Source organism: Streptomyces sp. NPDC091287 (assembly GCF_044768525.1).
Taxonomy (GTDB): domain Bacteria; phylum Actinomycetota; class Actinomycetes; order Streptomycetales; family Streptomycetaceae; genus Streptomyces.
In genome coordinates, this window is sequence record NZ_JBIVUV010000003.1 from 277,318 (window position 1) to 297,213 (window position 19,896).

Consider the following 19,896-nt stretch of genomic DNA (forward strand, 5'->3'; position numbering starts at 1 on the left):
TGCAATGCCCCCTATTGAACCGAGAAGGACGGCGAACCTAGACTCCGATTGCACCGGTCGCGGGGGGCCGGTGCACTGGGGTGCCGGGCCCGACCGGCACCCCATGAACAGAGCGGCGGGCGAGCATGGTCGAGCTGAGCGGGGTGCTGGGGGTGGCGATGGTCGCCCTGGGTATGGTGCTCACGCCGGGCCCCAACATGATCTATCTCGTCTCCCGGAGCATCACCCAGGGGCGACGCGCGGGAGTGGTCTCCCTGGGCGGTGTGGCCGTGGGCTTCCTGGTCTATCTGCTGGCCACGAATCTCGGCCTGTCGGTGGTCTTCCTCGCGGTGCCCGAGCTGTACGTGGCCGTGAAGCTGGCCGGCGCCGCCTACCTCGCCTATCTGGCCTGGAACGCCCTGAGGCCCGGGGGCGTGTCCGTCTTCGCCCCCGAGGAGCTGCCGCACGACTCCCCGCGCAAGCTGTTCACCATGGGCCTGATGACGAATCTGCTCAATCCGAAGATCGCCATCATGTACCTCTCCCTCATCCCGCAGTTCATCAGCCTGGAGGCGGGAAACGTCCTGCTCCAGGGCTTTCTGCTGGGCTCCGTCCAGATCGCGGTGGCCCTCACCGTCAATCTGGGCATCGTCCTGGCGGCGGGAGCCATCGCCGTCTTCCTCGCCCGGCGTCCCTCCTGGCTCCGCGCCCAGCGCTACCTGATGGGCACGGCGTTGGGCCTGCTCGCCGTGTCGGTGGCGACGGACACCTCGGCGCCGGCCAGAGCATGATCAGAGCTACCAGAGCGTGATCAGAGCATGATGAGCAGGCGCGTATCGGCCTTGAGCTTCCTGTTCACCGAACGGCTCTGCACATAGACCTCCAACTTGGGGTTGTTGCCGGCCTTCACCGAGACGGTCCCCCGGACTCCGGCACCGAACAGGAGGTTGCGCGCCGCCTCACCCGTGTAGGCGCGGTCGGTGTCCTTCTCGACCACGATGACCTCCTTGTCGGGCTGCACCTGCACCCGGGTGCCCAACTGGTAGTAGCAGGAGCCGCGTTCGTAGGTGACGCCCGGATGCGAGTCGACGAAGGCGCGGATCTCCATCTCCTTGTCGACCTTCAGCAGCCGGTACTTGTCGGCCGCGACCGGTTCGAGGTTGGCCCGCACGTCGTCGACCGATATGTCCTGGCCCACGGCGAACAGGTTCTTCGTGCCGCGCACGCCCTGCTCGCGACCGCGCAGGAAGCTGGTGGCGGCGGCCCGCACGGTGCCGATCGCGTCCTCGACGCCCTTCTGGGAGTCCGCGTCCCAGATGGCGATGTTGCCGGCCGGGAAGCCGTAGTTCTGGGCGGTGCGCTTCGCCAGGGAGTTCGGAACGAGGATCGCGGAAGTCCAGTGCCCCGGCAGGCCGTTCATCTTCGCGGTGATCCGGTCGAGCCAGGGGCCGAGGATGGTCATGTCGCCGTCGTGCCGACGGTCGCCGCCGGAGGCGTTCTCCTCGCCGTCCGTCACCACGATCTGGAGGAAGCTGTGCTCGCCGTACTCCTCCCAGATGTGCCCCAGGTCGTCCAGGGACTTCAGCGAGGCCTCGATGAGGGCGGTGGCGCCGTTGTTGACCTGGTACAGCCCCCGCATGGACGGAAGATGCTTCACGTCCATGTCCCAGACCAGGTTCTCCACCCGGTGGTCGAAGGAGTAGAGACTGATCCGCGTCTCATGGCCGAGGCTGTCCGACTCGGCCTTCAGCCCCGCCACGAACTCGTCCACGACGCGGATGAGCTGACTCTGGTGCTGGTACATGGAGCCCGAGGCGTCCACGACCAGAGCGACGTGATTCACCTTGTGCTGGATCCTGTTGGCGGACATGGTTCTACTCCTTCGTCCGGTGCTCCCCGGTGCTCCCCCGAGTGATGCTTCGACTCTATGGGGAGGCACTGACAGTGGAGCCCGGCCGCCGCCACCGCCCCGGCGCACGGCCGAGCCGGGGCCGGCGCCGATGGCGCTGACCCCGGCCGGGGGGGAAGCAGTGGGTCAGTACTCGGTGGTGACGGTGGCGCCGCTGAAGGCTGCCGCCGCGTGGAGGCTGATGTAGTTGGTGCCGGACGGCGGGTTGCTGATGGTCAGGGTGTGGGAGTTGCCGGGCCCGGTGGCGCGGTTGGTGTGAGAGCCGGTGGTGGCCCAGCCGAAGTTGCTGTAGTAGAGGTCGGCGTTGCCGGTGCCGCCGCTGACCGTGATCTTCAGCGTCTTGGTGCCGGCCGGGATGTTCAGGTAGTGGTAGGCGTAGTTGCCGGTGGTGGCGGAGAGGTTGCCACGACGGCAGTTCTTGCCCAGCACGCGGGTGTCGGAGGCGGTGCACTCGCCGACGGTGGAGCCGCCGGTCACGGTGACCGTCCGGGTGGTGGTGGCCGTGGTGCCCTGGTCGTCGGTCACGGTCAGCCGGACGGTGTAGCTGCCCGCGGCGCTGTAGGTCTTGGCGGGGTTGGTCCGGGTGGAGGTGGTGCCGTCGCCGAAGTCCCAGGCGCGGGAGGCGATGGTGCCGTCCGCGTCGGTGGAGCGGTCGGTGAGGGTGACCGTCAGATCCTTGACCGCGGCGGTGAACTCGGCGGTGGGGGCCTGGTTGCCCGGCTGGCCGCCGCCGCAGTCACCGGCGGCGCACGCCGCCAGCCAGGTCTTCCAGTCGCTGTCGTAGCGGGTGCCGACAGTGCTGGTGAGGTAGGTGCGGGCGGCGCTCCACTCACCGGCGCGGTAGTGGGCAAGCACCTTGTCCAGGTCGGCGGGGTGCTTCTCCAGCATGTACCGCACGGCGAGGTAGCCCCAGCGGTACACCCGGGTGGTGTCGTGGCTGTAGTCGGTGCTGAACAGGGTGGACAGGGCGTAGGTGCCCTTGCCCGCCTCGGTCATCGCCGCGGTGTAGGGCTCCTGGCGGTAGTGGTAGGAGATGTACTCCGCGAAGCCCTCGACCCACCAGATGGTGGGGGTGGTCATATTGGCGGCGAAGTCGCCGTACATGGTGAAGCGGCCGTCGAGGTAGTGGGTGTACTCGTGGTTGAGGTTCCAGATGTGGAAGTCCGGTCGCAGCCATTCGGCCTCGTAGGCGATGAAGCGGGGCTGGTTGCCCACGACGGAGGGGTCGCCCTCCAGGTACATGCCGCCGTTGTTGGTGTCGATCCCGTACATCGCGCCGGCGTAGGTCTGGTAGTCGGCGCTGGAGTCGTAGGCGATCACCTCGATGGCGGTGTTGTCGTCGTCGGCGACCGGGCCGTCGTCCTTGGCGATCCGGTGGAAGTAGGCGTCCTGCTCGATGAGGCTGGTACAGCTGGCGCTCAGCTCGGCGGTCGTCATCTGCTGGGCCAGGATGCGGATGCTGGGGCTACAGGTGTGGCGGACCGGCAGGACCTCGCGCTTGAGGCGCTCCTGGAGGTCGCAGACGCCGTACGTGGCGCAGTTCGCCTTGTCGTAGTAGTCGGCCATCTCCGCTATGCCCACCCAGAGCGGGGCGGTGGGGCCGGTGATGGAGGTGTCCCGGAGCAGGGCGGTGGCCAGCGGGCGGACCTTGCTCCGCAGGCTCGTGTGCTGGAGGAAGCGGCCCAGCTCACGTCCGGCGTTGGAGGTCAGGTACGCCTGGTCGCCCTCCAGCAGGGAGAGGTGGTCGGCGGCGAAGCGGTGCAGCGAGTCGATGAGGCTCGGGTCCGACTCGACGGCGCTGACGAACTCGGGCACCTGGTGGCCCCGGAAGGTCACCGTGTACACGTTGTTGACGGCGTTGAGCATCCGTGAGGACGCGTTCCAGGTGGAGTCGTAGTCCGCCAGCATCCGCTTGACGACGGAGATGTACCGGGCGTTCTCCGCGGCGCTGTCGATCAGGATGACCGCCTCGGAGAGCGTCTCGCCGTTGGCGTCGGTGACGTCGCGCGACCGGGGGCTGGCGAAGAACGCGTCGAGGCCCGAGCGGATGGCGGTCCGCAGGGCGGGGCCGTACGGTCCGACCACGTCGGGGTTGTACCACTGTACGTAGTACCCGGCACGGAGGTACAGCACGAGCTGCGGGGTGCCGGTACTCGCGTCCCCGGGGTAGTAGGCGGCGTTGTCGCGCAGCGCGTAGGCCACCGAGGTCATCTGCGCCTCACGGAAAGCCAGTTGGGCGCTGCTGCCGGTGAGGCTGAACAGGGTGTTCACGCAGTCCGTGGTGGACGCCTTGATGAATCGCACCAGTTCGCTTCCGGTGCGGCCGGTGAAGTCGGCCGGGTCGCACGCGGCGGCCGCCTTCGCCGAGGAATTCTTGCCCGCGCCCTGCTTCGGCGGGGCGTCGTGCTCGCCGTAGGCCTCCTTGAGCGGGGACTTGTCGGCGCTCAGCGGGGGGAGCTGGGACGCCTCTCGTCGGTCCTTGGCCTGGTGGCCGGTGTCCGAGGTGGGGGACTGCTGCGCCTGCGGCGCGGGGTCGGCCGCCCCGGCGGGGCGGGACGGCTGGGACGCGTTCGATGCCGTGGCGGCCGAAGGGGAGTTCGGCTGCGCCTGGGCCGGCTGCCCGAGCAGCGCGACGCTCATCGCCCCGGCCAGAGCCAGGGGCAGAACGGCACCCACACCTCGGCGGACGAGTGTGGTTCTCACGTTTTTCCTCCCATGAGGGATCGGAGGCACGCGCATGCGTGACCGATGGGATGTACAGGGCGCGGGACAGGGGGTGTTGTCGTGCCGTGCTGTCGGCCGGACGGAAGGGGGCCCATGTCCAGAGTTGACATGCCCACGCCCTGTGACATGTACAATGGCACAGGTCACACATCACAGGGAAGCCCCTGGCCGAATCCGCTACGACTTTCCGGTGAACGGCGCCCGGCTTGGGGGCGGCCCGGCTGGGTAGAGGCGGTCCGGGCGTGTTCCGGGCCGCCGCGAGCCTCCGGGCCTCTCAGCCCGTTTCGGGGAAGTGGCAGGCCGCCGTACGCGCGCCGGAGCCCACGACCTGGAGCAGCGGCCGCTCGGTACGGCACACGGCCTGCGCCTTGGGGCAGCGCGGGTGGAAGCCGCAGCCGCTGGGCGGCGAGGCCGGGCTCGGCGGGTCGCCGAGCAGGAGAATCCGCTCCCGGCGGCGCTCCGCAGCCGGGTCGGGCAGCGGGACCGCCGAGAGCAGCGCCCGGGTATAGGGGTGCGCCGGCCTGTCGTACAGCTCGCGCTTGTCGCCGATCTCGACAATGCGGCCCAGGTACATCACCGCCACCCGGTCGCACACCCGCTTCACGACGGACAGGTCGTGGGCGATGAAGAGGAACGACAGTCCCAGTTCCCCGCCCAGACGCTCCATCAGGTTGACGACCTGGGCCTGTACGGACACGTCGAGCGCGGAGACCGGCTCGTCGGCGACGATCAGGCGGGGGCCGGTAGCCAGGGCGCGCGCGATGCCGATGCGCTGGGCCTGGCCTCCGGAGAACTGGTACGGGTGCCGGTCCAGGTGTTCGGAGCCCAGGCCCACCAGGTCGAGCAGTTCGGCGGCCCGGTCCCGGGCCGCCCGGACCGTGGCCCCCTGCACGAGCAGGGGTTCGGAGATGATCCGGGCGACGGTCTGCCGGGGGTTCAGGGAGGCGTGGGGGTCCTGGAAGATGATCTGGAGGTGCTGCCGGACCGGCCGTAGCTCGCACTGTGACAGATGTGTGATGTCACGGCCCTCGAACTCGACGGTCCCCGCGGTGGTTTCCAGCAGCCGGACCAGCATCCGGCCCGTGGTCGACTTGCCGCAGCCGGACTCTCCGACCAGCCCCAGGGTCTCCCCCGCGGCGAGCTCCAGATCGACGCCGTCCACCGCGCGGACCGGAGCGGCGGCGCGGCCCAGGACGCGGCGGCCGGGGAACGTCTTGACCAGACCGCGTACGGACAGCAGGGGCGCGGCGCCACCCTCCGTAGAACTCGCTGTTGGGAGAGGGGACTTGGAGAGTGCGAGTTTCATCGGGCCTCCTCGGCCGGTACGGGGGCCCCGCCGGGCGGACCGGGGTGCGGGGCGGTCGGGACGGCCGGCAGGGGCAGGTGGCAGGCGACCAGCCGGCCGCCGCCGGGCACGACCCCGGGGCGGGGGCTCTCCCCGGCGCAGCGGGCCCGCTCCGGGGCGGTGGTGGCGGCGGCCCGGGGGCAGCGCGGTTCGAAGCGGCAGCCGGGTCTCGGCTCGGCCGGTGTCCTGGTCCTCGAACCCTCCGGACCCGAGGGGCACGAGGCGGTGCTCCACATCCGCCCCCGCTCCTCCCGGAACACCAGCGACTTCTACCGCGACCGCCGCTACGGCGAGTTCTGGGTCGGCCGCCGGCCCGACCTGGACGAGACGGCGGCGCTGACCGGGCTGCGCTGCGCCCACCTCGACGACCTGGCCAAGCTCCCCACCGGCCCGCAGCCGCCGACCCGGCTGCTCGCCGGCGTCGACGCCCGGGTGGACGGCCTGCCGGCCCCCCGGTCCCACACCCCGGCAGGGGACGCCGAGTTGGACGCCGCGCTCGCCGAACTCCGGCTGCGGAAGGACGCCTGGGAGGTCGGCCAGCTCCAACTGGCCGTCGACCACACCAGGGCGGGCTTCGAGGACGTCGCGCGCGCCCTGCCCGACGCCCTGCGCCACCCCCGGGGCGAGCGCTGGATCGAGGGCGTGTTCCAGCTGCGCGCCCGGAGCGAGGGCAATGGCACGGGGTACGAGACCATCGCGGCGGCGGGCGCGCACGCCTGCGTCCTGCACTGGATCCGCAACGACGGACCGCTCGACCCGTCCCACCTGCTCCTGCTCGACGCGGGGGTGGAGACCGACACCCTCTACACCGCCGACATCACCCGCACCCTCCCGCTGTCGGGCCGTTTCTCGCCGGCCCAACGCGACGTCTACGAACTGGTGCTGGCCGCGCAGGAGGCCGCCATCGGTGTCCTGCGTCCCGGGGCCCGGTTCCGGGACTTCCACCGCGAGGCCATGCGGGTCATCGCCGAGGGACTGCACGCGTGGGGCATCCTGCCGGTTTCGCCCGAGGAGGCGCTCGCCGACGACAGCGGTCTGTACCGCCGCTACACCCTGTGCAGCAGCGGGCACATGCTCGGCATCGACGTGCACGACTGCGCGCGGGCCCGCGCGGAGACCTATCTCGACGGCGTACTGGAGGAGGGCCACGTCCTCACCGTCGAGCCCGGACTCTACCTCCAGCCGGACGACGAGACGCTGCCGCCCGAGCTGCGCGGCATGGGCGTGCGGATCGAGGACGACCTGGTGATCACCGCGGACGGGGCGAAGCTGCTCTCCGGCGCGCTGCCGCGTACGGTCGACGGCGTCGAGGAGTGGATGGCCCGCCTCCTGGACAGCTGACAGCGCTGACCTCGACAGCACTGACCCTCGACCGATGAGGCACCGCGCAACGTGACATTGTATAGTGCGGTGCCACATCATTGAAGGGGAACGCATGAGTGAGCTGAAGTCCCGCAAACTCATCTCGGTGCAGGAGCATCTGCGCGACCAGGTGGCCAACGCTCTGCGTGCCGCGCTGATCGCGGGGGAACTCCAGCCGGGCGTGATCTACTCGGCGCCCACGCTCGCCGCCGAGTACGGCGTCTCCGCCACGCCCGTGCGCGAGGCCATGCTGGATCTGGCCCGCGAGGGCCTGGTCGAGGCGGTGCGCAACAAGGGGTTCCGCGTCACCGAACTCTCCGAGCGCGACCTGGACGAGTACACCGAGATCCGCGCCCTCATCGAGATCCCCACCATCGGCCGCGTCACCCGCACCGCCTCCCGCGAGCAGTTGGAGGCGGTGCGTCCGGTGGCCGAGGAGATCGTGACCGCCGCGCAGGGCGGCGACCTGATCGCCTACCTGGAGTCGGACCGCCGCTTCCATCTCGACCTGCTCGCCCTGGCCGGGAACGCCCGCCTCGTGGAGACCGTGGCCGACCTGCGCAAGCGCTCCCGGCTCTACGGGCTCACCGACCTGTCCCAGGAGGGGTCGCTGGTGGGTTCGGCGCGGGAGCACACCGCGCTCCTGGACATCATGATCGCCGGGGACGCGGAGGGGGCCGAGGAGCATATGCGCCGCCATCTCGCGCATGTGCGGACCCTGTGGGCGGACCGGAAGCGGGAAGCCGAACGCGCCGCCCCGTCCCGCAAGCTCGGCGCACGCTGACGCGAAGTGCGGTTGGGGCGAGCCATGTTGACGCCGAAGTCGGCGCGGAGCGGCGTACGTTGCGGCCGACGCCCGCGCGGGGCGGTATGTCTTGACGCCGCAGTCCGCGCGGGGCGGCGTGCGTTGGGCCCCGAAGGCCGCGCGGAACGCGGTGTGTCCTGACATCGAAGTCCGCGCTGGGCGGCGTGCGTTGACGTAACGGCCCGCCAGGGGTACGGATTCGGGCGGCGTCGGCGGGCGCTCAGCTCCGCTCCCCCGGCGTCCCCGCCTTTCCCGCCTTTCCCTCCTCCCCCTCCTTCCGCCGGTGGGCCGCGACGGCGACCACCAGGTCCTGCCAGCCCATCCCGCACGTCTTCACGACCAGCGGGCGGTCGGCCGGGACGTCCCCCCATGAGCCGTTCAGGTCCGCCAGGGTGACGAGGTCGTCCGGGGCGAGCGCGCCCTCGTGGATCGCCATGACGACGTCGCCCGCCTCGCGGAGGGCGGTCGCGCGGCTCTCCACCAGGACGGTGGCACGCCCCATCAGCACGCTGTCGAGCTCTCGCACGTCCGGTTCGTGCGAGCCGACCGCCAGTACCACCGCGCCGTCGCGCACCAGCCGCCCGTCGACCACCGGTTCGCGCGCGGACGTCGCGGTGACGACGACGTCCGCGCGCCGCACCGCGGCCGCCGCTCCCCCGCCGCCCGCCGCCGGACTCCGGTCCGCCCAGCCGGGCACGGGCCCCCCGCGCCGGGTGACGACCGTGACGTCGGCCACCGGAACATGGGCGCGTACGGCGGCGACGTGGCCCTCCCCCTGAGGACCCGCGCCGAAGACCACCAGGCGCAGCCCCCCGCCCCCGTCGGCGAGCGCGCGCAGCCGGTCCAGACCGGCCGCGACCGAGACGGCCGGGGTGCGCAGGGTCGTCAGCGCCACCCCGTCCAGCAGGGCCACCGGGGTCAGGGTCGCGCTGTCGTGCAGCAGATACGTGGCGTTGATCCTCCGCAGCCCGCGCGCGGCGTTGCCGGGCGCGACGGTGGCGATCTTCACCCCGAACCAGCCGCCGGACTCCGAGGGCATGAGCAGCCCCTGCCCGTGGGCCAGCGGCACGACCGCCCTCGGTACGTCGCCGTCCGGATCGAGCCCCCCGGCCAGCGCCTCCCGGACCGCGGCGACGGCCCCGGCCGGACCGAGCGCGAACACGTCCGCGGCGTCGAGCGTCACCGTCATCGCAGCACGAACCCGGGTACGAGGGTGTCGTCGGGATCGACGGTGAAGCGGCTCGTTCCGGTGGCGTACGCGGTGCCCGTCACGGCCGGGACGACCGCTGGGCGGCCGTGGACCGTGGTGGTCCGCTCGATCCGGGCGCGGAAGACGGAGCCCACCACCGACTCGTGCCTCAACTCGTCGCCGAGGCGCAGTTCCCCGGCGTCGGCGAGGAGCGCCACCCGGGCCGCGGTGCCCGAGCCGCACGGGGAGCGGTCGACCTGGCCGTCCGCGAACACCGTGACGTTGCGGTGGCGCAGCAGCCAGGTGCCGTCGGGCCGTTCGACGGGGTCGCCGGCCTCCTCGGTGAACACCGTCCCGTAGACGCCGGACAGCCGGGCGTCCTCGGGGTGTTCGGCGGCGTGGGCGGCGTTCAGCGCGTCGCGGATCTCGCGGCCGGCCGCGACGAGCGCGGTGACGTCCCTCGGCCGGACCCGCAGGCCGAGCCGGTGTGCCGGGAGCACGGCGTACATGGCGCCGCCGTAGGCGATGTCGACGGTGGCGGTGCCCTGCGAGGTGGCCACCTCGACGCCGCGCGCGTGGACATGGCCGGGGACGTTGACGAACGTCACGTCCGCGACCCGCCCGCCGGCCGTGCGCACGCTCGCCGTGACGCGGCCGGAGGGGACGTCGATGACGACGTCCGTCGTGCCGTCGGCCGGCGCCGGGACCAGGCCGGTGGCGACCGCCCAGGCGCCGAGGGCGATCGTGCCGTGCCCGCAGGCCGTGGAGAAGCCGTCCTTGTGCCAGAAGAGGGCGCCGAGGTGGGCCCCGGCGTCGTCGGGCGGTACCAGGAAGGCCCCGTACATGTCGGCGTGACCGCGCGGTTCGCCGCACAGCAGGGCCCGGGTCCACTGCACCCCGGCGTCGGCCATGGCGACCGTGCGGCGCTCGGCGACGGTGGGCCCGTGCCCGGTCACGGCCGGCGGGGGCGTGGGCACAATCCGGAACGGTTCGCCCCCGGTGTGCCAGTCGACCGTACCGATCGGCCGGGTGTACGCCGTATCGATCGGCCGGGTGTACGCCGTATCGATCGGCCGGGTGTACGCCGTATCGATCGGCCCGGTGTACGCCGTCCCGATCGGCCCGGTGTACGCCGTATCGATCGGCCGGGTGTACGCCGTCCCGATCGGCCCGGTGTACGGATCGGCCGTCATACGGTGAATCCCGTCGGATAGGGGTCCGTGGGGTCGAGCAGATACTGCGCGGTCCCGGTGATCCAGGCGCGGCCGGTGACGGAGGGCAGTACGGCGGGCCTGCCGCCGACCGTGGTCTCCGCCAGGATCCGGCCCGTGAAGCGGGAGCCGATGAAGGACTCGTTGACGAAGTCCTGCCCGGTCTTCAGCTGTCCCCGCGCGTGCAGTTGGGCCATCCGGGCACTGGTTCCCGTCCCACAGGGCGAGCGGTCGAACCAGCCGGGGTGGATGGCCATGGCGTGCCGCGAGTGCTCGGCGGTCGAGCCGGGCGCCTCCAGATAGACGTGGTGGCAGACGTCGATCGCGGGGTCCTCCGGGTGGGCCACCGGGTTCCGCTCGTTGATCGCCCCCATGACGGCCAGGCCCGCGTCGAGCAGCCGCCCCTTCTCCGCCCGGTCGTAGGGGATGCCGAGGTCCTCGGTGCGCACAATCGCGTAGAAGTTGCCGCCGTACGCCATGTCGTAGCGGACCGGGCCGAACCCCTCGACCTCGACGACCTGGTCCAGCGCGTGGCTGTAGGAGGCGACGTTCTCCAGGGTGACGGACTCGGCACGGCCGTCGCGCACGGCGACCCGTGCCGTGACGAGGCCCGCGGGGGTGTCGAGGCGGATGAGGGTCTCCGGTTCGACCACCTCGACCATGCCCGTCTCCACGAGGACCGTCGCCACGCCGATGGTGCCGTGGCCGCACATGGGCAGGCAGCCGGAGACCTCGATGAACAGCACGCCGAAGTCGGCGTCCGGCCGGGTCGGGGGCTGGAGGATCGCTCCGGACATGGCCCCGTGCCCGCGCGGCTCGCACATGAGCAGGGTGCGCAGTCCGTCGCGCTCCGCCATGAACCGCTGCCGTCGTTCGGCCATCGTCGCGCCCGGCAGGACACCCACCCCGCCGGTGACGACCCGGGTCGGCATGCCCTCGGTGTGGGAGTCGACCGCGTGGTAACAGACCTTGGAGCGCACGTCAGTTCACCCCCGCGTCGATGAGCGCCTGGGTGGCGGCGCGGACGACGGCCTCGGTCTCCGGGTCCAGGGTCTGCCGGGGCGGACGGCAGCCCCCGCCGGTCCGGCCGATCATGTCCTGGCCGAGCTTGATCGCCTGGACGAACTCGGTCCTGCTGTCCCAGCGCAGTACGGAGTGGAGCTGTCGGTAGAGCGGGAGCGCGGTGTCGAGATCGCCGGCCAGCGAGGCGTTGTAGAGGTCGAGGCAGGCGCGCGGGAAGACCTGGGGGTAGCCGGCGACCCAGCCCTTGGCGCCGGCGACGCCGACTTCCAGGAGGGTGTCGTCGGTGCCGACGATCAGGTCGAGCCCGGGAGCGAGTTCGTTGATGGCGTAGCACCGGCGGACGTCGCCGGAGAACTCCTTCACGCCCACGATGAACCCCTCGGCGTGCAGCTTGGCCAGCAGCTCCGGGCGCAGGTCGACCTTGGTGTCGATGGGGTTGTTGTAGGCGGTGACGGGAAGGCCGGCGGAGGCGACCATCGCGTAGTGCTCCAGGACGGCGCGGTCGTCGGCCCGGTAGGCGTTGGGCGGCAGGCACATGACGGCCTGGCAGCCGGCGTCCTTGGCGAACCGCGCGTGCCGCCTCGCCTCGATCGCGCCGTACGCTCCGACGCCCGGCATCACGGTGAAGCCCTCGGGGGCGTTCGCGACGGCGGTCTCCACGACGCGGTCGCGCTCCTCGTACGTCAGGGTCTGGTATTCGCCCAGCGAGCCGTTCGGGGCGACGCCGTGCAGGCCCTGTTCGGCGAGCCAGGCGACGTTGTCCCCGTAGGCGCCGTGGTCGACGGCGAGGTCCGGGCCGAACGGAAGGCTCGTCGCGACGATGACGCCGTGCCAGGGCATGCGGGTGGGAAGGGAGGTGCGGTCCAGGTCCATGGGAACTCCTCAGATGTGGTCGGAAGTGGGCTCGACGGAATCGGCGAGCGCACCGAGGGTGACGGGCGTCGCGATCAGCCGCTCGGCGGGGGCGTACGGCTGGTCGCGGGCGGAGACCAGGCAGTGGACGGCCGGCCCGCACATCCGGCCCTGGCACCAGCCCATGCCGGCTCTGGTCAGCTGTTTGACCTGCCGGTGGTCGGCTGCCGACTCGTCGGCGCGGGCGGACCGGACCGCCCCCGCGGTGACCTCTTCGCACCGGCAGACCGGTGTGTCGTCGGTCAGCCACGCGGGCCAGCCCGGGGGCAGGGGGTGTGCCTGTGCCATCGCCCGTGCGAAGGCGCGGTGCCGGGCCACCGCCCGGCGCTCCGCGGCCGGGCGGCGGGTGCCGGGCCGGCCGGGGGCGGCGAGGTCGGTGAGCACCGAGGCGGCGGCGACGCGGCCCTCGCTCACCGCGAGCGCGGCCCCGCCCACGCCGCACGTCTCGCCCGCCGTGTACAGCCCGGGCACCGTGGTGCGCTGTCCGCCGTCGACGGCGGCGGCCATGGTGCCGTCGCCCGCGTCGGCGAGGTCGCAGCCGAGCGGGAGGAGCAGGTCGAGCTGGGGGACGAAGCCCCAGCCGACGCCCACGGTATCGGCCTCGATCCGGCGCTCGGTGCCCGGGAGCGGACGCCCGTCGGCGTCCAGGGAGGCGGTGCGCACGACGGCGACCCGCCCCCGCGCTCCTTCCGCGCCGACGATCGCGGTGCGGGTGCGGACGGGGACGCGGTGCCGGGCGAGGGTGCCCGCGTACCGGGCGCCCTCGGCCCACTTGGCGGGGTTGCGCAGCAGGGCCGCGGGGTGGCGCAGCCAGGCCGAGGGCGCCGCCGCCTCGCACACGGCGACGACCTTCGCCCCGCGGGCGGCGAGGGCGGCGGCGACCGGCAGCAGGAAGGGGCCCGTGCCGCCGAGGACCACCCGGCGGCCGGCGACGACTCCGCCGCCCTTGAGCAGCGACTGGAGCCCGCCGGCGGTGAGCACCCCGGGCAGGTCCCAGCCGGGGAAGGGGAGTTGGCGGTCGTAGGCGCCGGTCGCCACCAGCAGGGCCGGTGCGCGCAGCACGACCGCCCGCTCTTCGGGCGCCCGGCCGCGGTCCACGGCGTGGACGGTGAAGCCGTCCTCGTCGCGGGCCGTGGTCCACACATGGTGGTTCAGCAGCAGCGTGAGCCGTCCGGTGCGCTCGTGGGCGGAGAGGGTAGCGCACAGCGTCCGGTAGGTGTTCAGCCCGTGGTGCAGATCGGCGGTCGGAACGGCTTCCCGCGCGAAGGGCGGGGGGTGGCGCCAGAACTGGCCGCCCGGGGCGGCGCCCGAGTCGACGAGAACGACCCGCAGCCCGCCGTCCAGGGCGGTGGCGGCGGCGGCCATGCCGGCCGGGCCCGCGCCCACCACCACGAGGTCACGGGGCTCGCTCGGCGTCGCCAGGAGGTGGCGGGGCTCACTCGTCGTCCCGAGGTCACGGGGCTCACTCATCGTCGTCCTCCCCGGTCGTGACGGCCATGCCCGCGCGGGCCTGCACCAGGCAGGCGCGCTGCCCGCCCGTGCCGTCGACGGTCACCAGGCAGTCGTAACAGACGCCGATCCCGCAGAAGATCCCCCGGGGCCGTCGACCGTCCCGGGTGGTCCGCCAGGCGACCCGGCCCGAGGCGACGAGCGCGGCGGCCAGGGTCTGTCCCGGTTCGAACGGCAACGGTTCGCCGTCCACGGTGAACGCGTTCACTGCGGTCACTTGGGCACACCTCCGGGGTTCAGGAATCGGTCGGGCAGGAGGCCGGTGTGGGCGGCCGGATCGGCGCCGCGCCACGGGCGGCCGAGGAGCTGGGCGGTGACCAGGGCGCCGGTCCCGGGAGCGAGACCGATCCCGGCGCCCTCGTGGCCGCACGCGTGGACGACGCCGGGGACGCGGGGGTCGGGGCCGATGACCGGCAGGTGGTCCGGGCAGTACGGCCGGAAGCCCCGGTAGGCGCGGATCAGGTGGACGCCGCGCAGGAACGGGAAGAGGCGGCATGCCTGAGCGGCGAGCGTGGCCACCACGGCCGGGTTCATCGAGGTGTCGAAGCCGACGCGTTCGCGGCTGGCGCCGATCAGGATCGTGCCCGCGCGGGTGCCCTCGACGACGCACGAGGTCTCCAGACTCTCTTCGCTGGAGGCGACGTTGGCCACGTAGTCGGCGGAGTAGACCTTGTGCCGGATCATCGGCGGCAGCGGCTCGGTGACGAGGACGAAGCCCCGGCGGGGCAGGATCTCGACGGGCGCGCCGAGGCGGCGGCCGACCTCACCGCCCCAGGTGCCCGCGGCGTTGACCACGGCGTCGGCGGGCAGCACCGTGCCGTCGGCGGTGCGCACTCCGGTGATCCTGCCGTCGGCCCCGGTGACCGCGGCCGCGGCCTCGCCGGTGTGCGTCCGGGCCCCGTGCCGGACCGCGGCGCGCAGCAGTGCGGCCGCCGCGAGAACGGGCTGCACCTGGGCGTCCTGCGGGTAGTGGACGCCGCCGGGGAGGCCGGGCGCGCTATGGGGTTCGAGCTCGCCGACGCGTTCGACGGCTTCGGTGCGGACGCCCGCGGCCGCCTGGCGCGCGGCGAACGCGTGCAGGGCGGTGAGGGCGTCGGGTGTGCTCGCGACGACGAGGCCGCCCTTGGTCTCGAACTCGATGGATTCCGGGCCGAGTTCCTCGCCTGTCTCGTCCCAGAGGGCACGGCTGAGGCGGGCCAGCTCCAGTTCGGGGCCGGGCTCCTTGTCGGAGAGGAGGATGTTGCCCTCCCCCCGGCTGGTCGTACCCGCGCCGACGGGACCACGGTCGAGGACCGTGACGTCGAGCCCCGCCGCGGCGGCGTGGAACGCGCACGCGGCGCCCACGATGCCCGCTCCGACGACGACGACTTTCATGGCCGCTCCTTAGTGCAATGTCACATGCCATTGCTTAGGCTATACATCCGGACGACCCGAGGACAACGCCACCGCCCCGGTGACTTTCCCCCGGACACCCGACGACGGCGCGCCGCCCACCGGCGCGCACAGGGAGACGCATCGCTGTGAACCCGACCGGAAACCCACCCCTGCCCGGGAACCCGCCCCCGAACAGGCCCACCCCCCTGAACGGCCCCACTCCCCCGACCGGACAAGCCCCTCTGACCGGGAACTCACCCTCGAACGGACACGCCCCCCTGACCGAGACCTCACTCCTGGTCGGGCACTCGCTCCTCGCCGGTCGCGAGGTCCCCGGCACCGGGGACCCCTGGTACGCGGTCGCCGCCGCGACCGGGGAACCGTTCGGCCCCCCGCACCGGGACGCCTCGACGGAGCAGGTCGCCGAGGCGACCCGGCTCGCCGCGGCGGACGCCCGCGCCTTCCGCGCCCTGCCGCCCGAGCGGCGGGCGGCCTTCCTCGACGCCTGCGCGGAGGAGATCGAGGCCCTCGGCGACGCCCTGCTGGAACTCGCAGCCCGGGAGACCGGACTCCCGCCGACCCGGCTGTCCGGTGAACGGGGCCGCACCTGCGGGCAGTTGCGGCTCTTCGCCGACCTCGTCAGGAGCGGGAGCGCCCTCGGCGCCCGGATCGACTCCGGCCCCTCGGGCACAGACGTACGGCTCCGGCGCGTCCCTCTCGGCCCGGTGGCCGTGTTCGGTGCGAGCAACTTCCCGCTGGCCTTCTCGGTCGCGGGCGGCGACACCGCGTCCGCGCTGGCCGCCGGCTGCCCCGTGGTGGTCAAGGCGCACCCGGCACACCCGGGCACCGGGGAGGCCGTGGCCCGCGCCGTCACGGCCGCCGCCGCGCGCACCGGCATGCCTGCCGGAGTGTTCTCCCTGCTGGTGGGCCGGAGCCACGACGTCGGGCTCGCCCTGGTCGGCGATCCACGGATCACCGCGGTGGGGTTCACCGGCTCCCGGGCCGGCGGGCTGGCGCTGATCGCCGCCGGCCGGTCGCGTCCGGTGCCCATCCCGGTCCACGCCGAGATGTCCGCGGTCAATCCCGTGATCATGCTCGACGGGGCCCTCGCCGAGCCGGAAGCCGCGGCCGACGCGTACGTGGCGTCGCTGACGGCCGGCGCGGGGCAGTTCTGCACGAACCCCGGCCTCCTGCTGCTGCCGGCCGGACCGGCGGGCGACGCCTTCCTCTCCGCCGCCGCCCGGGCCGTGAAGGCCACGGAGGGGCAGGTCATGCTCACCCCGGACATCGCCCGGGCGTACACCGAGGGCGTACGGCGGTGGGAGGACGTACCGGGCGTACGGGAGGTGGCGCGGGGTGCGGCCGGGACCGGCCCGTACGCACCGGCCCCCGTCGTCCTGGCGTGCGACGCGGCCACGTACACCGCGCACGGGGACCTCACGGGCGAGGTCTTCGGCGCGGCGGGGCTCGTCGTGCGCTGGTCCGGTACGGACGAACTCCTGCACCTCCTGGAGGAGTTGGAAGGCCAGCTGACGGCCACCCTGCACGTGACGGACGCCGACCGGACGACGGCCCTCGGGCTGCTGCCGGTACTGGAGGAGCGGGCCGGCCGCGTTCTGTGGGGCGGCTGGCCCACCGGTGTCGAGGTCTGCCACGCGATGGTGCACGGGGGCCCGTGGCCGGCGACGAGTTCGCCCGGCACGACGAGCGTCGGCACCCTCGCCGTCGAACGCTGGCTGCGCCCGGTCTGCTACCAGTCCTTCCCCGACGCCCTCCTGCCCCCCGAACTCCGTGACGACAACCCCCGGCGGGTCCCCCGGCAGACCGGGGCGGCGCTCACCCCGGGAGTCTGAACTCCGGCAGCACCAGCGCCTCGTGGGCCGGCCGCCCCTCCGCCGGGGCCGGCATGGAGCCCAGACCACGCAGCATGGTGTTGCGCTGCTCCAGCGCCCGGGCGGTGGTCGGGAAGAGGGCGGCCTCGCCCTTGCCGACCTGATCCTGGTTCAGGGTCACGAACGCACGGGTGTCACGCTCGTAGGCGGCGAAGCCCGCGGAGTGATCGCGTTCGGCCGCCAGGGATCCGGCGAGCATGTATGCGCCGACCAGGGCGAGGCTGGAGCCCTGGCCGGTGAGGAAGGAGGGCGCGTAGGCGGCGTCGCCCACCAGCGCGACCCTGCCGCTGGACCAGCGGTCCATGCGGATCTGGCTGACCACGTCGAAGAACAGGTCGTCCGCGTCGCGCAGGGCGGCGAGCATGCCCGGGACCTCCCATCCCGCACCGTCGAAGACCTCGGTGACCAGGTCCCGTTGGGCCTCCGGGTCACGGAACGCGTCGAACGGCGGTTCCGTGCGGGCGAAGTTGAGGAAGCCGTGGACGTCGTCGTCGTCGCCCACGGCGTACAGCACGGCGGCCCGGCCCGGGGCGTTCCACATCGTGGTCTCACGGACGAGCCCGAAGGTGTTGCGCAGGGTGAACCCGGCGAAGCAGTAGCCGAGATAGCGGTGGAACCGCTCCTCGGGTCCGAACAGGAGCGCGCGGGTGTGCGAGTGCAGCCCGTCCGCCCCCAGCACCAGGTCGAACGTGCGGCTGCCTCCCCCGCGGAAGGTGACGTCGACCCCGTGGCGGTGCTGGTCGAGCGTGTCGATGGAGTCGTCGAACAGGAACTCCACGTCGTCACGGACGGCCTCGTGGAGAGCGCCGGCCAGCACCCCGCGCCGCACCTCCAGGTCTCTTCCCGGGACCCCGCCGGTGACGGCGTGCGGGTCGACCGAGGCCACCTCGGAGCCGTCCTCGCCGAGGAAGGTCAGCCGGCGCAGATCGATGTGCGCGTCCCGCAGCCGCGGCAGGATCCCCATCCGCCGGACGACGTCGAGTGCGGTGCCGCGCACATCGATGGGATAGCCGCCGTCGCGGACCGTGCCCGCCTTCTCGACCACCGTGACCGCGAATCCGTGGCGGTTCAGCCAGTACGCGAGGGCGGGCCCCGCGATGCTGGCCCCGGATATCAGGACCGTACGTCCCCGTGTGGCGGGACCGTTCACCAACGTATCGACGCGGGTCATTCCTTGACTCCTTTGCTCAGGGTACGGACGACGAGCAGGGACAGCGCCGTGACGGCTCCGGCCAGGACGAAGCCGACGACATAGGCCGATTCGGCCGGGAGGTCCGACCCGGCGGGGGTCCTGGCAGTGAGGATCGCGCCGCTGATCTGGACCCCGACGGCGAAGCCGATCACGCGCGTCACCAGGACCAGACCGGTGGCGATGCCGGTGTCACCGCGGTCGACGGAGGTGGCGGTGCTGGTCACCATCGCCGTGACGCAGAGCCCGTTGGCGAGCGCGATCATCATCTTGCCGACGACGAGGTGCCAGACCTCGGTGTGTACGGCCGCCAGGCCGAGCAGGCCGACGGCCATGATGAGAACCCCGACGGTGACCACGGCACGCGAACCGAACCGCCGCGCCCCGAACCCGCCGGCCGGCCCGGCCAGCGACGCGGCCACGGCCCCGGGCAGCAGGAAGAGGCCGATCTGCGTCGCGCTCGCCCCGAACCCGTACGCGTCGGCGGGTACCGCGAACAGCGCCGGGACGAGATAGGCCGCCACCGACGTACCGACGCAGATCATGAACGTCAGCACGCACGCTTTCCACACCTCGGGCCGCCCCACCATGCGCAGATCGACCATCGGCGAGGTCGCGCGACGTTCGACGGCCACCCATCCGGTCGCGAAGGCGGCCAGCAGCACGAGGAGGGCGATGAGCACGAGGGGGCGCGCGGCGATCTCGGGCGCCAGCGCCAGGACGAGCATGAGTGTGACGAGCGTTCCGCTCAGGAGGACCAGGCCGGGCCAGTCGATCCCGGCGCCGTCCGACCGGCGCGGCGGATCCTGCGGCATCAGCCGGTGCACCAGCACGGTGGCCCCGATGACCGCGAACGTCGGCAGCGCGAACATCCAGTGCCGGGACAGCCCTTCGGCCACGGGTCCGGCCGCCAGCGTCCCCGCCATCGTGCCCCCCACGAACAGCCCGCTGACCACGCCGATGGCCACCTTGGACTCGCCCTCGGGAAGGTGTTCGCGCACCAGGATGAACGACAGGGGCAGCGCGCCCACCATCGCGCCCTGGAGTATCTGACCGAGCAGCAGCACCGGCAGGTTCGGCGCCAGGGCGGACACCAGACCCCCGGCACAGACCACCACCATCAGCCGGACGAGGACCTGTTTCCCGCCGTAGCGGTCGCCTAACTTCCCCGCCACCGGTGTGATCAGCGCGCCGGTGACGAGGAGCACGATGCTGAGCAACGCCCCTTCGGCGTGACTCATGTCCAGCTCACGTCGCAGGAGCGGGAGCGTCGGCGTCACCACCGATTCCAGGGCGCCGGTGGCCAGCGCCAGGATGCCGAGGGCCCGGACAGCGGCCTTCCCGATACGGAGCGGAGGAGCCGAAGTCGTGGTCATGAAGGTCCTTTCCGTCATGGCCCGGCGGGACGGAGCCGGCCGCACACGGAGGAACGCGCACGGCACTCACCGGACCAGAGCTACACTACACCGTGCA

Annotated in this window: 16 protein-coding genes; 4 read left to right on the top strand and 12 right to left on the bottom strand. The window is 72.7% G+C overall.

The window, feature by feature from the left end:
• Positions 1–125 precede the first annotated feature (125 nt).
• On the top strand, positions 126–770 hold the full coding sequence (locus tag ACIQRW_RS05950) for a LysE family translocator (protein ID WP_403754978.1): 645 nt from the start codon (positions 126–128) through the stop codon (positions 768–770).
• A 20-nt stretch (positions 771–790) separates the two neighbouring features.
• On the opposite strand, the gene ACIQRW_RS05955 is transcribed toward ACIQRW_RS05950, so the two are convergent.
• The 3 genes from ACIQRW_RS05955 to ACIQRW_RS05965 form a co-directional block, all read right to left on the bottom strand.
• On the bottom strand, positions 791–1,849 hold the full coding sequence (locus ACIQRW_RS05955; RefSeq protein WP_403754981.1) for a VWA domain-containing protein: 1,059 nt from the start codon (positions 1,847–1,849) through the stop codon (positions 791–793).
• Between the two features lie 165 nt (positions 1,850–2,014).
• Positions 2,015–4,591 carry a collagenase gene (locus tag ACIQRW_RS05960; RefSeq protein ID WP_403754984.1) on the bottom strand — a complete coding sequence of 859 codons (2,577 nt, stop codon included), beginning with the start codon at positions 4,589–4,591 and terminating at the stop codon, positions 2,015–2,017.
• A gap of 295 nt (positions 4,592–4,886) precedes the next feature.
• Positions 4,887–5,918 carry an ABC transporter ATP-binding protein gene (locus tag ACIQRW_RS05965; protein WP_403754987.1) on the bottom strand — a complete coding sequence of 344 codons (1,032 nt, stop codon included), beginning with the start codon at positions 5,916–5,918 and terminating at the stop codon, positions 4,887–4,889.
• Between the two features lie 162 nt (positions 5,919–6,080).
• Here ACIQRW_RS05965 and ACIQRW_RS05970 point away from each other — a divergent pair, with 162 nt between their 5' ends.
• Both ACIQRW_RS05970 and ACIQRW_RS05975 read left to right on the top strand, forming a co-directional pair.
• On the top strand, positions 6,081–7,298 hold the full coding sequence (locus tag ACIQRW_RS05970; RefSeq protein WP_403754990.1) for a M24 family metallopeptidase: 1,218 nt from the start codon (positions 6,081–6,083) through the stop codon (positions 7,296–7,298).
• Between the two features lie 94 nt (positions 7,299–7,392).
• Entirely contained in the window at positions 7,393–8,103 is a 711-nt protein-coding gene (locus tag ACIQRW_RS05975; RefSeq protein ID WP_403754993.1) for a GntR family transcriptional regulator, read from the top strand.
• A 241-nt stretch (positions 8,104–8,344) separates the two neighbouring features.
• On the opposite strand, the gene ACIQRW_RS05980 is transcribed toward ACIQRW_RS05975, so the two are convergent.
• From ACIQRW_RS05980 to ACIQRW_RS06010, 7 genes are read right to left on the bottom strand one after another with little or no spacing between them, the layout of a single operon-like run.
• Positions 8,345–9,313: an ornithine cyclodeaminase family protein gene (locus tag ACIQRW_RS05980; RefSeq protein WP_403754995.1), complete on the bottom strand. Its 969-nt coding sequence runs from the start codon at positions 9,311–9,313 to the stop codon at positions 8,345–8,347.
• Positions 9,310–10,506 (bottom strand): proline racemase family protein, encoded by a 1,197-nt coding sequence (locus ACIQRW_RS05985; protein WP_403754998.1) that lies wholly within the window; start codon positions 10,504–10,506, stop codon positions 9,310–9,312. Before ACIQRW_RS05985 ends, ACIQRW_RS05980 begins: the two co-directional genes overlap by 4 nt.
• Positions 10,503–11,504 carry a proline racemase family protein gene (locus ACIQRW_RS05990; RefSeq protein ID WP_403755001.1) on the bottom strand — a complete coding sequence of 334 codons (1,002 nt, stop codon included), beginning with the start codon at positions 11,502–11,504 and terminating at the stop codon, positions 10,503–10,505. The genes ACIQRW_RS05985 and ACIQRW_RS05990 overlap by 4 nt, the downstream gene beginning before the upstream one ends.
• Position 11,505: 1 nt before the next feature.
• Positions 11,506–12,420: a dihydrodipicolinate synthase family protein gene (locus ACIQRW_RS05995; RefSeq protein ID WP_403755004.1), complete on the bottom strand. Its 915-nt coding sequence runs from the start codon at positions 12,418–12,420 to the stop codon at positions 11,506–11,508.
• A gap of 9 nt (positions 12,421–12,429) precedes the next feature.
• Positions 12,430–13,929, bottom strand: a complete 1,500-nt coding sequence (locus tag ACIQRW_RS06000) for an FAD-dependent oxidoreductase (protein WP_403755007.1) — start codon at positions 13,927–13,929, stop codon at positions 12,430–12,432.
• Complete coding sequence (locus ACIQRW_RS06005; RefSeq protein WP_403755346.1) at positions 13,922–14,176, bottom strand: (2Fe-2S)-binding protein; 255 nt, start codon at positions 14,174–14,176, stop codon at positions 13,922–13,924. The genes ACIQRW_RS06000 and ACIQRW_RS06005 overlap by 8 nt, the downstream gene beginning before the upstream one ends.
• Before the next feature lie 5 nt (positions 14,177–14,181).
• The gene (locus tag ACIQRW_RS06010) at positions 14,182–15,342 is read right to left on the bottom strand and encodes an NAD(P)/FAD-dependent oxidoreductase (protein WP_403755010.1); all 1,161 of its coding nucleotides are present in this window, start codon (positions 15,340–15,342) and stop codon (positions 14,182–14,184) included.
• A gap of 146 nt (positions 15,343–15,488) precedes the next feature.
• Here ACIQRW_RS06010 and ACIQRW_RS06015 point away from each other — a divergent pair, with 146 nt between their 5' ends.
• Positions 15,489–17,195: an aldehyde dehydrogenase (NADP(+)) gene (locus ACIQRW_RS06015; RefSeq protein ID WP_403755013.1), complete on the top strand. Its 1,707-nt coding sequence runs from the start codon at positions 15,489–15,491 to the stop codon at positions 17,193–17,195.
• Here the strand turns inward: ACIQRW_RS06015 and ACIQRW_RS06020 are convergent.
• Both ACIQRW_RS06020 and ACIQRW_RS06025 read right to left on the bottom strand, forming a co-directional pair.
• Entirely contained in the window at positions 17,179–18,405 is a 1,227-nt protein-coding gene (locus ACIQRW_RS06020) for an FAD-dependent monooxygenase (protein ID WP_403755016.1), read from the bottom strand. The two genes, ACIQRW_RS06015 and ACIQRW_RS06020, sit on opposite strands and share 17 nt — an antisense overlap.
• Complete coding sequence (locus tag ACIQRW_RS06025) at positions 18,402–19,799, bottom strand: MFS transporter (RefSeq protein ID WP_403755019.1); 1,398 nt, start codon at positions 19,797–19,799, stop codon at positions 18,402–18,404. Before ACIQRW_RS06025 ends, ACIQRW_RS06020 begins: the two co-directional genes overlap by 4 nt.
• Between the last annotated feature and the right edge of the window lie 97 nt (positions 19,800–19,896).